This is a genomic window from Kamptonema sp. UHCC 0994 (genome assembly GCF_029167235.1).
Lineage (GTDB): Bacteria > Cyanobacteriota > Cyanobacteriia > Cyanobacteriales > Microcoleaceae > Kamptonema.
In genome coordinates, this window is record NZ_JARFTR010000036.1 from 1 (window position 1) to 13431 (window position 13431).

Annotated in this window: 14 protein-coding genes; 5 read left to right on the top strand and 9 right to left on the bottom strand. The window is 42.5% G+C overall.

Annotated features, from left to right (window positions below):
• Window positions 1-48 precede the first annotated feature (48 nt).
• The 5 genes from PY364_RS03030 to PY364_RS03050 all read right to left on the bottom strand — a co-directional run bounded on the left by PY364_RS03030 (window position 49) and on the right by PY364_RS03050 (window position 2647).
• Window positions 49-1482 carry a YdiU family protein gene (locus PY364_RS03030; RefSeq protein ID WP_275520445.1) on the bottom strand — a complete coding sequence of 478 codons (1434 nt, stop codon included), beginning with the start codon at window positions 1480-1482 and terminating at the stop codon, window positions 49-51.
• 65 nt (window positions 1483-1547) lie between these two features.
• Window positions 1548-1817 (bottom strand): type II toxin-antitoxin system mRNA interferase toxin, RelE/StbE family, encoded by a 270-nt coding sequence (locus PY364_RS03035; RefSeq protein ID WP_275520447.1) that lies wholly within the window; start codon window positions 1815-1817, stop codon window positions 1548-1550.
• Window positions 1810-2028, bottom strand: coding sequence for a hypothetical protein (locus PY364_RS03040; protein WP_275520449.1), 219 nt, complete (start codon window positions 2026-2028; stop codon window positions 1810-1812). Before PY364_RS03040 ends, PY364_RS03035 begins: the two co-directional genes overlap by 8 nt.
• 37 nt (window positions 2029-2065) lie before the next feature.
• Window positions 2066-2401 carry a hypothetical protein gene (locus tag PY364_RS03045; RefSeq protein WP_275520451.1) on the bottom strand — a complete coding sequence of 112 codons (336 nt, stop codon included), beginning with the start codon at window positions 2399-2401 and terminating at the stop codon, window positions 2066-2068.
• Window positions 2402-2476: 75 nt separating this feature from the next.
• Window positions 2477-2647, bottom strand: coding sequence for a hypothetical protein (locus PY364_RS03050; protein WP_275520453.1), 171 nt, complete (start codon window positions 2645-2647; stop codon window positions 2477-2479).
• 205 nt (window positions 2648-2852) lie between these two features.
• Here PY364_RS03050 and PY364_RS03055 point away from each other — a divergent pair, with 205 nt between their 5' ends.
• Window positions 2853-3134 (top strand): hypothetical protein, encoded by a 282-nt coding sequence (locus PY364_RS03055; RefSeq protein WP_275520455.1) that lies wholly within the window; start codon window positions 2853-2855, stop codon window positions 3132-3134.
• A 116-nt stretch (window positions 3135-3250) separates the two neighbouring features.
• On the opposite strand, the gene PY364_RS03060 is transcribed toward PY364_RS03055, so the two are convergent.
• Window positions 3251-4891: a Ppx/GppA phosphatase family protein gene (locus PY364_RS03060; protein ID WP_275520457.1), complete on the bottom strand. Its 1641-nt coding sequence runs from the start codon at window positions 4889-4891 to the stop codon at window positions 3251-3253.
• Window positions 4892-5155: 264 nt separating this feature from the next.
• Between PY364_RS03060 and PY364_RS03065 the strand changes: the two genes are divergently transcribed.
• The 3 genes from PY364_RS03065 to PY364_RS03075 all read left to right on the top strand — a co-directional run bounded on the left by PY364_RS03065 (window position 5156) and on the right by PY364_RS03075 (window position 7126).
• The gene (locus PY364_RS03065; RefSeq protein ID WP_275520459.1) at window positions 5156-6037 is read left to right on the top strand and encodes a 4-hydroxybenzoate solanesyltransferase; all 882 of its coding nucleotides are present in this window, start codon (window positions 5156-5158) and stop codon (window positions 6035-6037) included.
• An 85-nt stretch (window positions 6038-6122) separates the two neighbouring features.
• A complete protein-coding gene (locus PY364_RS03070; protein ID WP_275520461.1) occupies window positions 6123-6620 on the top strand; it encodes a TIGR00725 family protein in 498 nt (165 codons plus the stop codon).
• Window positions 6617-7126 carry a hypothetical protein gene (locus tag PY364_RS03075; protein ID WP_275520463.1) on the top strand — a complete coding sequence of 170 codons (510 nt, stop codon included), beginning with the start codon at window positions 6617-6619 and terminating at the stop codon, window positions 7124-7126. Before PY364_RS03070 ends, PY364_RS03075 begins: the two co-directional genes overlap by 4 nt.
• A 163-nt stretch (window positions 7127-7289) precedes the next feature.
• Here the strand turns inward: PY364_RS03075 and PY364_RS03080 are convergent, their stop codons facing one another.
• The 3 genes from PY364_RS03080 to PY364_RS03090 all read right to left on the bottom strand — a co-directional run bounded on the left by PY364_RS03080 (window position 7290) and on the right by PY364_RS03090 (window position 10961).
• The gene (locus PY364_RS03080; RefSeq protein ID WP_275520465.1) at window positions 7290-8714 is read right to left on the bottom strand and encodes an NAD(P)/FAD-dependent oxidoreductase; all 1425 of its coding nucleotides are present in this window, start codon (window positions 8712-8714) and stop codon (window positions 7290-7292) included.
• A gap of 157 nt (window positions 8715-8871) precedes the next feature.
• Window positions 8872-9900: a glycosyltransferase family 2 protein gene (locus PY364_RS03085; protein ID WP_275520467.1), complete on the bottom strand. Its 1029-nt coding sequence runs from the start codon at window positions 9898-9900 to the stop codon at window positions 8872-8874.
• A 494-nt stretch (window positions 9901-10394) separates the two neighbouring features.
• Window positions 10395-10961 carry a hypothetical protein gene (locus tag PY364_RS03090; protein ID WP_275520469.1) on the bottom strand — a complete coding sequence of 189 codons (567 nt, stop codon included), beginning with the start codon at window positions 10959-10961 and terminating at the stop codon, window positions 10395-10397.
• 143 nt (window positions 10962-11104) lie between these two features.
• Here PY364_RS03090 and PY364_RS03095 point away from each other — a divergent pair, with 143 nt between their 5' ends.
• Window positions 11105-13411 carry a calcium-binding protein gene (locus tag PY364_RS03095; protein WP_275520471.1) on the top strand — a complete coding sequence of 769 codons (2307 nt, stop codon included), beginning with the start codon at window positions 11105-11107 and terminating at the stop codon, window positions 13409-13411.
• Window positions 13412-13431 lie beyond the last annotated feature (20 nt).

Sequence of the window (13431 nt, forward strand, 5' to 3'; positions counted from 1 at the left end):
TGGCGGCGTTACGGATACTTTGGCGTAAATCCTGTCTTAAATTAGCAATTACCAATTAGAATCTTGTATCCGATTAACTAATTCATAAAATGGCTGCCAATTATCGTCAACATTAATAGCTTCCCAAACTTCCTCAATGATGGTTCTGAGTAAGGATTGTTCGGGGTTATAACGCCGCAACCGCAAGCACATTTCATCCATATCCGCAGGCGATAAAGTCTGCAAAAGATGATAGTAAAATTGCCGCCAAGGTGTTATAACTTCTGCTGGTTCAACTTCACTAAAAATTTTACTGCTATCATCACGCCAATCTTGAGAAAACTGTTTTCTCAATTCTAAAAAGAAATCGTGATAGCCTACCTGAGTCTCACTCAGTAATTTAATTGTTAGTTGTAACAACTCTTCGGCTTCTGAATCTGGCAACTGGTCAAAACCTAATTTATTTAACATTAGTTGCTGATAACTAGCGTTATAGTATTCGCCAAATTTTGCCAGCGCTAATTCCATCTCAGTTTTATCAATTACAGCGCTTAGCGGTTGCTGAAGCCGCTCTAAATTCAAATGGCAAATAAATGGTTGATTGCCGTAAGAGTAAAGTCCTGAATAGTCAAAATAAGCCGCTGTAAACTGAGGTTTATATGTAGGAATAAAGGCATAGGGCCCATAGTCAAAACTTTCTCCCGTAATCGACATATTATCAGTATTTAATACTCCATGACAAAATCCTGCTGCCATCCACTGAGCAACTAATTCTGCTACTCGTTTCACTAATTCTGCGTAAAATAGTACATATTGCTCTGATTCTGGGACTGGCATTCTGCCTGTCTGAAAATGTAATTCAGGGTAATAGTATTGAATAACGTGATCTAGAAGCTTTTTAATTAAATCATTCCGTCTCAAAAAATGCAATCTTTCAAAGGTTCCAAAGCGGATATGAGACTGACTAAAACGTACCATTACTGATGAACGAGTGGGAGAAGGTTCATCGCCTCGCCACAGTGAATCCCCAGTTTCAATCATGCTTAAACATCGGGAAGTACGAACACCTAATCGATGCAAAGTTTCGGCAGCTAAAACTTCTCTCACTCCTCCTTTAAGGGTGAGTCTACCATCAGCAGTGCGGGAGTAGGGAGTGCGGCCAGAACCTTTGGTGCCAAAGTCGTAAAGTTTGCCGTCAACGCCACGAACTTGACCGTAAAGAAAACCTCTACCGTCGCCTAAGTTGGGGTTATATTCGTTGAATTGATAGCCGTGATAGCGAAGTGCGAGAAATGGTCGGACGCAGTGAAATTTGCCGAATGCTTCGATGAAATGCTCGTCGGTGACTGTTTTGGGGTCGAGTCCTAATATGGGTAATAATTGGTCGTTGCGGAAGCGAAGGATATGTTGGGGAAAGTCGGCGGCGGGGACTTCATCATAATAATCGTTGCCTAAAGATTCTAGGGCGGTTTCGTAATTGAGGTTGAGGAAGGGATTTGACATTGCTATTTTCCGGTAAATCAGATAAGCTGTTGAGCATTTAAACGATACTACATTACTTGATGGAATTAGTAAACTTCATCGTGAGTTCCAAGATCGATTAGTAACACTTTGCTGTCAGAGAGAAATTTGAAGACAAGCCGATGCTCATACGTGATACTCAACGCCCAGTAGCCTTGAAGATTCCCACTTAAACTATGTGTTTTCAAGGATGGATGAAATGGATCGTTGGTAAAGAGGGAGATTTTCTCTTGAAATCTTTCAACGAGTTCTGGATGCTTCTTTCGCCACTTTTTCAATATTCGTAAGAATGGCTCATCCGAAATAAGCTCAATCATTGCTTGAATCCATCATCAAATCTTCAACAGTAACAGCACGAACATTACCCAATCTATAATTCTCTTCAGCTTCTTTAGCTCTTGAGGCTATTTGATTTCTTCTCAATTCGATCGTTCTTTTGGTAAGAATTTCAGCAATATAAGACTGTTCCTCAAGATCGAGGTCAGATATGGCTTGCAAAATATCGTTTACCTGAGTTGATGTTTTCATGGCTTTGCTCGATCGCTTAACTCAACGTTTACCTCTATTATCGCATCTTTTCCTGTACTTCCTCCAGTGGCAAATCTAGAACTTGGGCAATTTGCTCTGCTGTTAAACCAACTTTTACCAATTGCCGTATCGTTTCTTGTTTGGCTAGCCTTAATGAAGTTTCAATATTGTTATTCTTGCCGTTCACAGGTGTAGGAGTTTCTTTAATGATGGATTCCAAATTTTCCAATTCTGATTTATCGTCAACTTGTGAATGATTATAACAATGATTAATATTACCACCAATAACATAATGACCGATAATTTGACTTTTATACTTAGACTTATCAATTCCTAATCTTTCAACACAAGCCCGAAAATTTGACTTGTTCAAATCTTTTCCCAACGTTTTAGAAAAAATCTGCCAAAGCGCATAAGCTTCATCTTTAGCGTGACCTCGCGTACATTGTTATTCTTTAGCAATATCGGCGTATTTCCGACCGCTGAGAACGCCTTTGATAATTGCTATTTGCAGACTATCGAGGTGCTTACCCGTTTGAGCGAAAACCAGTTCGTCCAAATACTTTAACACCTCTGTTGTGTCCATCGCTGTTGAGTTAAAGCCTACTTTATCCGCCATTATCCGCTATAATCCGCCCTTTGTAAATATTTTTAATCAAACTCCCGTCTTTTTCCGTCTTTTTCCGCCACTCATAAGTGATGACACTCTTGAGATGCTGGAATACGGTAGAAGAGATTACTTAACCTTGCTGCAAAGATCGCAATGATATGAAGTTCAGCCAAACGGTCAAATCTTCTTCAAACCTTCCGGTGGGGGCAACCCAGTGGTTGTCTACAATGGTTCTGGAAGAGCCGTAGCTATTATTATATATAATGGGGCGGTTTATACAGCATTTGATAGAGGATACATCTATCGGAGTCCAGATGGACAAAACCTTGGTGGCGGCGGTAGAACTGAAAAAGTTTATACTGGATCGGGAACAGTAAATGTGATGATGGTGTGCCAAAATGCTATCTTTACTGCATTCAGAGGAGGATATATCTACCGAAGTCCAGATGGTCGAAATCTTGGCGGTGGCGGTAAAACGATTAAACTTTCACCGTGAGAATGCTTTATTTTAATTGTACTCGCTTCCTGACTTATTTTACCAACACAGGAAGCGATCGCTCTTATCGATCGGTCAAATAACACTCGTAGGCGATCGCTTCTTTCTACAAATAGTTAAAAATTGCTAGCAATAACTGGTTCCAATGTTGCTATTAATTTGAGATTATATTCAGCCTCAAAAGCAGGTTTCTTATAATCTAAACTCCACAGTTCCAAAGCGCAATCATCATCTAATTCGGCTGGTATTATCCGCAAGTGTAACTCTCGAACTTCTGGGTGATATTCGCACTTTACCTGCGCGACTGCGCCGATTTGCCGCCGATCTAAGGCCACTGCCAACCGCAATAAAGGATGCAATTGATTCACTAATTCTCGATATTTTTTAGGCAAAGCTTGATAATTATCGTGTTTCTTTTTCGGATTGTTTTTGCGGTGATATCTCGCTAAATTTGCAATGATTTCAATCTCAGTTTCAGTGTAACCTAATAACTCACCATTGCGAATCAAATAGTAAGAATGTTTATGGTGTGCTGAATGGCTGACATATAAACCGCAATTGTGCAAAATCGCAGCCGCCCAAAGCAATTCCCTTTCTTCCGTTCCCCAATTGTGAAGAATACCTTGAGTTTGGTCAAACAAATTTAGCGCATAAGCTGCAACTCGCTCGCTGTATTCAGAATTAACATCATATTTCTGAGCCATTTGCATGATGCTGCGCTGGCGGATTGAACTTTGAAATCGCAGGCGATTATCAATCAAACCATGAGCTAACATCCAATCAACAATTACCCCTTCTCGGAGAGAGCGATCGCAAACAGTCAACGACTCCACCCCCAGTAAAGCCATCGCTTCCTGTAAAATTAAAGCCCCCGCTAAAATAATATCCGAACGCCTGTCAGACATCCCAGGAATCGCCAGTCTTTCCGAGTTAGAAAGCTTCCGAAAGCGAGTAACTAAATCCCGTAAATCTTTGAGGGTTAACTGATAGCCAGCTAGGGGATTAGGAACTATCCCCAATTTCTCACGAGCGTTAATAATTGCCAGAGTTTCAATAGTACCAGAAGTGCCAATTAAACGCGGTAACTCATCAACATCCAAATTAGCCAACAAATCATCAACAGGACGTTCTAACATTACCCGAATATAAGCTTGCAAATACGCAAACTCATCTCTATTAATCGGGTCAGTCTTCACAAATTCCCCTGTCAAGCGAACAGCACCTACTTTCGTACTACTGAGAGAACGAGGCTCTAGAGAATCACCTAAAATTAACTCCGTAGATCCTCCCCCAATATCAATAATAATATGGGGTTGATTGTTAAATTCCATCGCCGACAAAACGCCCAGATAAATTCTTCGTGCTTCTTCTTGACCAGAGATTAAGTTAACATTAAGGTTTAATTTCTCAGCAATCCGTTTGAGAAAATCACGACCATTTGGAGCTTCGCGTACCGCACTTGTAGCTACAGCAATTACTTGTTCAGCATTAAAAGTTTTAGCTATATCTTGGAAACGTCGTAAAGTTGCGATTCCTTTTTCCATTACCTCTCGCTTTAAGTTCCCAGTTTTGGGGTCACAATTGCCCAATCTGACACTTTCTTTCTCGCTAGCAATAATTGTAAAGGCAGGCAGCGCCACATCAATACGAACTACCACCATGTGAAAAGAGTTTGTACCCATATCAAGGGCGGCAAGAATGCGGTTTTGCTCCGCAGGAGGAGTAGGAATCCTCACTAAAGGAACTGAACTAACCATTGGAATTTATGAAAGATAACACATATATTTATTATCCCACGAATTTCGTTAGGTTGTAGCGTAAATAAAAGTAAATATTTTGTACAATTATAATTTGGTTGTAGCGATATCCAGTCATTAAAAATGTAAAATTTAAAATTGCCCTTCGTCAGGCAAGAGACCATTTTTAATTTTTAATTTTTAATTTTTAATTTCGTGACGAGCATCTTGCCTGTCCTCAACCTTGGTGTAAAAATCAGATCAAATCAAAATTAAACACTAAAAATGCTTGCATCCGAGTCTAAACCCGAACCCAAATTGGTTACTGTCATGCGGCTGCTGAGATGGGATAAGCCAGCAGGACGACTAATTTTAATGATTCCCGCCCTCTGGGCCGTTTTTTTGGCCGGACGGGGTACACCCCCTGCGCCCTTAGTAGGCGTAATTGTGCTAGGAACTTTAGCCACCAGCGCCGCCGGCTGCGTCGTTAACGACCTCTGGGATCGCGATATCGATCCCGAAGTAGAAAGAACGCGATCGCGCCCCCTCGCCTCCCGCGCCCTCACAGTCCAAACAGCTATCGGAGTCGCCTTAATTTCCTTCATTTGCGCCGCTGTTCTGGCACTTTATCTTAATCCTCTCAGTTTTTGGCTGAGCGCAGCCGCCGTCCCCATAATTATCTGCTATCCCCTAGCAAAAAGAGTCTTTCCAGTCCCACAATTAGTATTATCTATTGCCTGGGGTTTTGGAGTATTAATTAGCTGGAGTGCAGAAGTTTCCCATTTAGAAATAGCCACATGGTTGCTGTGGGGAGCAACTATATTTTGGACTTTAGGATTTGATACAGTTTACGCTATGAGTGACCGAGAAGATGACCAGCGCCTTGGAGTTAATTCTAGTGCCATATTCTTTGGAGATAACAGCGCCAATGCTGTTGGCATTTTCTTCTGTTTCACCCTTGGTTTGTTAGCAGCAACAGGGATAAATATGCACCTGCATCTTGGGTTCTGGCTGGGAATTTGTATCGCTGCTATTTTATGGATATTACAGTACAATCAACTCCGGCAAAAAGATTTACCTAAACCAGTTTATGGCGATATCTTTCGCCAAAATGTCTGGGTTGGCTTCGTTCTACTTACTGGCATGATTACCGGAACAATTTTTTGATTTCAATAGCATTTTTGCACAAATTGTAACCCCCCTATCTCGGCAGTATCATCAAGGACTGAGCTTGTCTAATCAGTATTCATATATGAGAAAAATTATTATTGGAGTGATGGGGCCTGGTAACAACCCCACATCAACTGATTTAGAAAATGCCTATCAACTGGGAAAACTCATTGCTCGAGCAGGATGGGTGCTGCTAACAGGGGGGTGGAATACCGGCGTTATGGACGCTGCAAATCAAGGTGCAAAAGCAGCAAACGGTCTAACTATCGGCATCCTTCCCAACAACAACACTAATCATACCTCTGAAGCTGTAGATATTGCCATTGTGACTGATATGGGCAGCGCTCGCAATAATATCAACGTTCTCTCTTCTGATGTAATCATTGCCTGCGGTATGGGTGCAGGAACCGCTTCCGAAATTGCCCTAGCAATCAAAGCCAATAAAAAAGTTATATTGTTGAACAGTGACGAATCAAGTAAAGTTTTTTTTCGTAATTTGTCACAAATCAATGTTTTTGTGGTAAATACTGTTATAGATGCTATTGAGCAAACTCGTCAAATCTTATTAACTGAAAGATGAAATTCAGCAAATTGCATTTATATTTTAGCGGTATTTTGCTCAGTTTAGCAGTTTTCACCACTGCATCTGCCCAAGTAGGTGCAGAAGTAGTTCCTAGCGCGATCGTGAAGGAAATTCCCCCGAATACAACACCATCTGGTGAACAAGAACCGCCCCCGATTACTACTACTTCTGGGCAAGATGAAATGGCATTAGCCGCTCATTTACAAAGCCTAAAAGTTAAAATGTATGGTGTTTATTGGTGTCCTTATTGTCACGCCCAAGAGGAACTTTTTGGCAAAGAAGCATTTGCTATGATTGAATATATTGAGTGCGATCCCAAGGGAAAAAATGCTCAGCCAAATCTATGCCGAGCTGCTAATATTACAGGATATCCAACTTGGGAGATCGATGGTAAATTTTATAGAGGTATGCAATTTTTGGATGAACTTGCTAACGCATCTGGGTATCGAGGAAGTCGTAATTTTCAGAACACATTCTCCGATCCAGAAAGTTCTTTTAAATAAGATGCGATCGATTATGGCAACCGCCACAACGGTTAGCACATTCTCGATCGCCCAAACCCTTTCTATTTCATTTTCCTCCTGCCTTAGCCTTACCTACCTCCTGCTATATCTACCGGAATGCTTCACTCCTACAAAATTGGGAATCTCCCGATCTCATCGAGGACTACTTCTTCTTTTTCAACTTGTCTGAGGTGAAATCTTCATAATAAGAACGCTCAGTATTAACATCCCACAAATCGTGATTTTCACCTAAAATATTTCTCACTGCCAAAATACCAGTCAGCATTGAATGATCTTGATTGTTATATCTGTGCATTCCATTACGACCAATAGTTTGTAAGTTCTCAAATTTGGTAAGAAAACTTTGAATTACTGCCAAATGTTGGCGGTACTCGCTATCATAAACTGGGTAAGCTTTTGGTTGACGAATCACAACTCCATCTTCCACATCACTAGCATGAGCTAAATTCAAACACTCTAACTCACGAGCTGCCAATTCGATCAGATCCCCATCTGCCATGTTCCAAATTTCATCACCTTCGTTACAGAAATATTCCATCCCCAAACAAGTTTTGCTCAAGTCAGGAACCATTTCTGGACTCCAATTCTTGAAGTTTTGAATCCGCCCCACTTTTACATCGGGAGTGTGAATATATATCCAATTATCAGGAAACAAATCTGGCTGATTGACCACCAGAGAGACAATCATAAAAGCTCGATAGTTAAGCGATTTGGCTGCATGAATCACTTCTTCTGGCGGCGGTGGTTCCATGCGATTAATCAGCGCCGATACGGGCATACTGGAAATAAAATGATCGCCCGAAAATTGGACTATTTCCCCATTTTGCTGTGCAGCGATGCTCTTAATCCGATATCCATCTCGCTCAATCCGAATTACTCCTGTATTGAGTTCGACTTTTCCTCCTTTTTCCTCCACAAGTTCCGTAAACCGCTCCCACATCATCCCCGGCCCCAAGCGTGGATAATCAAACTCTTTAATCAATGTTTTAGTATCATTACTGCCAAAAAGAGCATTAATTATAGCTGTTGTCAGCGACAGTCCCTTAATCCGCTGCGCGGCCCAATCTGCTTGAATCTGATTGCAAGGAATCCCCCAAACTTTCTCAGTATAAGTCTTAAAAAATGTCTTATACAAACGCTCGCCAAAGCGATTAGTCACCCACTGCTCGAAAGTTTCTTCTTCAGAAAGTGGCTGCATTCTAATTTTAAAGTAGCTCAACAAAATCAACAGACTTTCGATAATGCCGAGATTAGATAAAGTATTGAAGGCGCTCAGGGGATAGTTGAAAAATCTGCCTCCATAGTAAATCCGTGACAGGCGGGGTACTTTAATGAAATCTTTTTCTAGTACCTCCATCCAGAGCTGCTGGACAGCTTCAACCTTAGTGTAAAATCGGTGGCCGCCGATATCAAAGCGATAGCCTTTATAAGTTTCCGTGCGGGCTATCCCACCAACTTTATCGCCTTTTTCCAGCACCAGAGGTGCTATGCCTTGTTTAACCAGTTCGTAAGCAGCGGTTAAACCTGCGGGGCCAGCGCCGGTGATGATGACAGGGTAATGCTCCAAATTAGAGTACCTCCAGGTTTACTTTTGTCTTCTAGGATTTCTAGAAAACGGCTCCGCTCAAAATTCCGGTAGATGCTACTCGCAAAACAACATCCTACAACAATTCGCGGATTTAGGCGGGAATTTGAGAGTGCGCGATCGCACACCCACATAATAATTACTGAGCCGATGCTGGAGAGCTAACCTTAAAAAGACCCCCTTTCTGGGAAAGGTGTCTGAGTGTGCCGATCGCAAAAGCCAGCCCACTGTAAAGATAATACAGCCAGTGCCAAGGAATAGTCTTGATGGCGAACCAAAGCCCCTGTTTACGGGCAAAAAAGCTATAAAGTGCCGCGTTGAGCGCAAACAGTAACAGAGCGAGTACCAACGCTACAGCCAGAAAACCAACCCACAGCCATGCTAGAACCAAACATCCCAACAGCCCATAAGCTAACATCGCGCTGATTCGGCTAGAAACTTGCAGGTTAAGGTCATTATTCAGCCTGCGATCGCGCAAAATTAATTCAGTCCAAGGTAGTGCCCTATAGAAAAAGTCAGCTTTCAGCAGAGAAACAGCTTCCCAGCGTTTTAAATGTTTTACTTGTAACGTCTTACACAATCGAATCCGATAACCGGCCGCCTTCAGTCTATACCCCAGCTCAATATCTTCAATCGAAGGCCGACGGTAAATCTCATTAAAACCACCCACAGCCAAGAAAATCTCTCGGCGGATGGCTCCGCAAGCACCCCAGAAAGTAGATGCTTCCTCGCAGCCGGTTTGGTGAACGTAGTGATGGAGCAAGTTTCGGTACTGAGACAGGAAATTAGGCGAGCCAGGAGCATCATCATAAGAACCAATCATCGCAGCTAAGTACGGATTCCCCTGGAAAATCTTCATCACATAACCGATAGCCTCTGGACAGACAGCAACATCTGCATCTACAAAAAACAGAATATCTCCCTGAGCTGCCAGCGCCCCCAAATTCCGCGCCTGGGCGGGGCCGCCAGATTCGGGAATTCTGATTACTTTTGCGCCGTATTCCTTGGCCAAACGCCAGGAACCATCCGTATCGCCATCTGCCACTACAATGATTTCGGTAGCTCTTGGTAAGGCTTCCGCCAGTTTTGACATACAGGTGCGGAAGTATGCGCCCCCATTGTGAACTGGGATAATAACCGAGACAGTCAATTCACTGTTATCAAGCATCACCTAAACTGTTTAAATTAAATTGCCAAAATGTACTTGAGTTTTACAGATGCTACTTTACAAGGGTAAAGTCTAGTTATTTTTCAGGAAGAAGCATTAGGCTTGTGTTCTCAAATACATAATTTTTGCCGATCTTGGTAATTGTCTTGCGTCTGGTTTATACTTGTATTCTAGTAAACATTTTGTTGATATTGCTATTGTTTGGGGGGCATCTTTACCAATTCTTTAATTATTTGGTTACTTTGATAAATTTCCCAAAAAGTTGAGTTTGCTTTAGGCTTAACAGTCTTGCACTACACAAAATTTTTATCCAAGTGTGCTGGGCAAGTATAGTATAATACTTTTCCTTTGCGATCTCAGCTTAGAGTCCCCAGCTCCCACTTGCCAGTTTTCCCCCTTGACGCAAAATGGCATTTAGATATAGTAGGTTCAGTAGAGAGTTCGCCTCAATAAATTGTGCAACGATAACAGTAAAAGAGCGATCGCGATTTAAACTATAATAATTCACGCAATATTGTTTCGATCGCTACATCGGGTAGACCGAGTACCAAAGCTATTTGGCATGGTTCGATACCTTGACTGTGCAATTTGCAAACGACATCAGCGACATTAATTTCTAGGCGTTCGATCTGAGTTTTTAATCTGGAGTTAGTGGCGCGATCTTTATCAGAGTCGTTAGGCGGAGAAAGACAGGGGTTGAGGTTGAGAGTGTGGACGTATTCGACGTATTGATGAATATAATCTCTACCGAAGTTTGAAGTATTGCTAATATTTCTGCGATCGCAAGCAGCTTTGAGATTGCCTTTTTGCATATCTTCATCCATAACTACCGAGAGAGTTTTGAGTAACTTGTAGCCGACTTCTCGGACGTATTTGGTGGTGTAGCGGGTGTCACGAGCGATCGTTTCATAAGTTTTGCCATCATACATTCCCTGAAACAGTAGCCGTTGCAGAGTATTGAGATGTTTACCAGTTTTCTCGAAGATCAGGTCATCAACTAATTTTAGCAGTTCGTTTTCGTCAGGGACGGCTTGCAACGGGCGATCGTCCTTGGGCACCATAGGTTGAGTGAAGGCAAAATAAAATTGTGTGAAACTTCGGGCTTTTTCAGTCTTTTTCGGGCTTTTTTGGTCAAGACATAAGTGAGACAGATGAGGTACATTCTGAATCAGTTTATTTGCACTAACACCAAGTGAGCGACACAATGCCTGACAATTTAGCTCTGCTCGACAAAAGCGATAACATACCGAACACTGACAGCGCCGAGACTGAAGCGGATTGCGGCTGTCCCTTCAAAAAAGCCGCGACTCCAGAGACGGTATCGAATGCTCAGTCTATCGATAGTATCCTCAACCCAGGGGGCAAAGATACGCTACAACCTTCTGTCACGCAAGACTTTTTGAATGGTAACACAGGAAACGACTTCATATCCGATAGTGCTGATGGGGATATGGGGCGATCGCTTTCTCAAGTCGGCGGTGGCTCACTTTCAAGCGATGGTAGTGCGTACATCTTAACTGAAGGAAGCGACAGATTCACCATCGCGATCGGCTTGCTCGATACTCTCATAGGCGGCTTGCGGGGTTTAGGCGGTGCGGATTCGATTACGGGTTCGGAATCAGGGGATATCGTCTATAGCGACGAAGGAGATGACAGAATTGAGGGCCTCGGTGGTGCTGATTTGCTCTACGGCGGCGCGGGAAACGATTTTCTAAGTGGCGGTACTGGTCAAAATGGTCTCCTTGGCGGTGATGGTGAAGATACTTTGCAGGGTGGTGAAAGTGCTGATGGTGTCAACGGAAATGCAGGTGATGACATAATCTTTGGTGCTGGCGGAGACGACTTTTTGCGCGGTGGTCGCGGTAACGATATTGTAAATGGGGAAGATGGCGATGACTTTGTAATCGGCGATTTTGGCAATGATACTTTGACGGGTGGTGCGGGTCAAGATGTGTTTTTTCTGCGTTATGAAGAGGCTTTAGGCTCTCCTACTTTTGACTTAATTACCGACTATCAAAAAACAATTGATTTCATCGGACTTAGTACAAATCTTCGGGAATCCGATATCGTTTTGGAGTCAAAAGTGCAGCCTTCTGGTGGTTCTGCTGTGGATATTAAAGTGGCTGCAACAGGGACTTTGTTAGGTACTGTTTTGGGAGTGACACCAGATGATTTAAGGGGTCGTTTCAGACCTTATGATGTGGAACCAGATCGTCCTGAAGACTTGGCGACGCTCGATCTACCGGAAGTGAAAAAGCTATCTGACACTAAATTCCAGATGGAATTTCCGGCGAGTGATGGTAGCAAATATATAATTGTTTTTCAAGATGATGCTGACGGACGTTTCGTAGAATCAGTTATCTTTGTACCCAATCCTATAACAGGTGTTAGTGGTAGTACAACGCGCATGAGTCGAGATGGTACAAGCGCGGATGTCACAGTTGAAGGGTCTAATGAAACTCTACGAGTTGAGAATCAGCCGAGTAAAGAACCTGGAAAGCCGGAGCAAGGTGTCATATCGCGGCTCAAAGATGGTCAGATTGTTGACAAAGTAAATTTTCCTCTGCCAATCGAGCCACCTCCAGTATCTACTCCTGTACAACCAAAACCAACGACTCCTCCCCCAGTTGCTGGGCCAGATTTTGCGAAAGCTTGTAAGTCGCTTACGGATTTCTGTGAGAAAAATGAAAAAGTGGCTAAAGTGCTTGACGTTTTTGCTGCTGTGTCAGCACTTGGTGGTTTAGCATTTCCTCCCCTTGAAGTTGTTGCAGCCGGATTGAAGGGAATATCAAATGCGTTGACAGTAGTTAATTACTGTTGCACAATTCTTACTGGTAATGATACACAGCTTCTTCTGAGAGTATTTGACACTGTGATTGACAAAAAATTTGAGAAAGCTGAAGAATTCAAAGACTTAGCAAAAGTTACAGCAAAGCGTATCGATGTAGGTAAATCTATCTCTAGACTCTTTGTAGGTTTGAAAATGCCGCAAGAAAACACTCTCAAAACAAACTTTTTGCCTCAATTCCGAAAGTTTCTTGCTGACAATACGGGTATTCCATTTGACGCTTGCGATAAACCTGCGACTACTCCTGAACCAGCACCAACTTGTTCGGAAAGAGACTTTGAGGCAGAAATTACGCCTTCAGTTCTCAACTATGGACAAGCAGCAGAAGTCAAAGTTACCTACTGCGATCCCAAAAATGAAATAGACAACTTACATATATTCCTTGGGAATGGAAAAACCAAAGACATTCCTGTTTCCTCATCCAGTGGCACGATAAGTTTTGGGATACGAAACAAGCCAAACTCTTTTGGGGACTGTGATGACTTGGGTTTTGCGGCTGATGGTAGGTTAGGAAGATCCGAGTATCTTGTTGTTTCAGGTACAAGCAAGGGTCGTGAGTTAGCTCAAATGAGCAATTTGCTTGACTTTCATCTCACTGGTGGATTAAATCAAATCGTTACTCAATTCAAGAGTTCCGGTTTGTGTGATGTAGAGTTTATTTAATAAAATTTGTAGGGGCGGGT

Excerpts from the sequence above, each read along its gene's own strand:
- PY364_RS03030 (WP_275520445.1), bottom strand. The coding sequence starts at position 1,482 with ATGTCAAATCCCTTCCTCAACCTCAATTACGAAACCGCCCTAGAATCT.
- PY364_RS03035 (WP_275520447.1), bottom strand. The coding sequence starts at position 1,817 with ATGATTGAGCTTATTTCGGATGAGCCATTCTTACGAATATTGAAAAAG.
- PY364_RS03040 (WP_275520449.1), bottom strand. The coding sequence starts at position 2,028 with ATGAAAACATCAACTCAGGTAAACGATATTTTGCAAGCCATATCTGAC.
- PY364_RS03050 (WP_275520453.1), bottom strand. The coding sequence starts at position 2,647 with ATGGCGGATAAAGTAGGCTTTAACTCAACAGCGATGGACACAACAGAG.
- PY364_RS03060 (WP_275520457.1), bottom strand. The coding sequence starts at position 4,891 with ATGGTTAGTTCAGTTCCTTTAGTGAGGATTCCTACTCCTCCTGCGGAG.
- PY364_RS03065 (WP_275520459.1), top strand. The coding sequence starts at position 5,156 with ATGCTTGCATCCGAGTCTAAACCCGAACCCAAATTGGTTACTGTCATG.
- PY364_RS03070 (WP_275520461.1), top strand. The coding sequence starts at position 6,123 with ATGAGAAAAATTATTATTGGAGTGATGGGGCCTGGTAACAACCCCACA.
- PY364_RS03075 (WP_275520463.1), top strand. The coding sequence starts at position 6,617 with ATGAAATTCAGCAAATTGCATTTATATTTTAGCGGTATTTTGCTCAGT.
- PY364_RS03085 (WP_275520467.1), bottom strand. The coding sequence starts at position 9,900 with ATGCTTGATAACAGTGAATTGACTGTCTCGGTTATTATCCCAGTTCAC.
- PY364_RS03090 (WP_275520469.1), bottom strand. The coding sequence starts at position 10,961 with ATGGTGCCCAAGGACGATCGCCCGTTGCAAGCCGTCCCTGACGAAAAC.
- PY364_RS03095 (WP_275520471.1), top strand. The coding sequence starts at position 11,105 with ATGCCTGACAATTTAGCTCTGCTCGACAAAAGCGATAACATACCGAAC.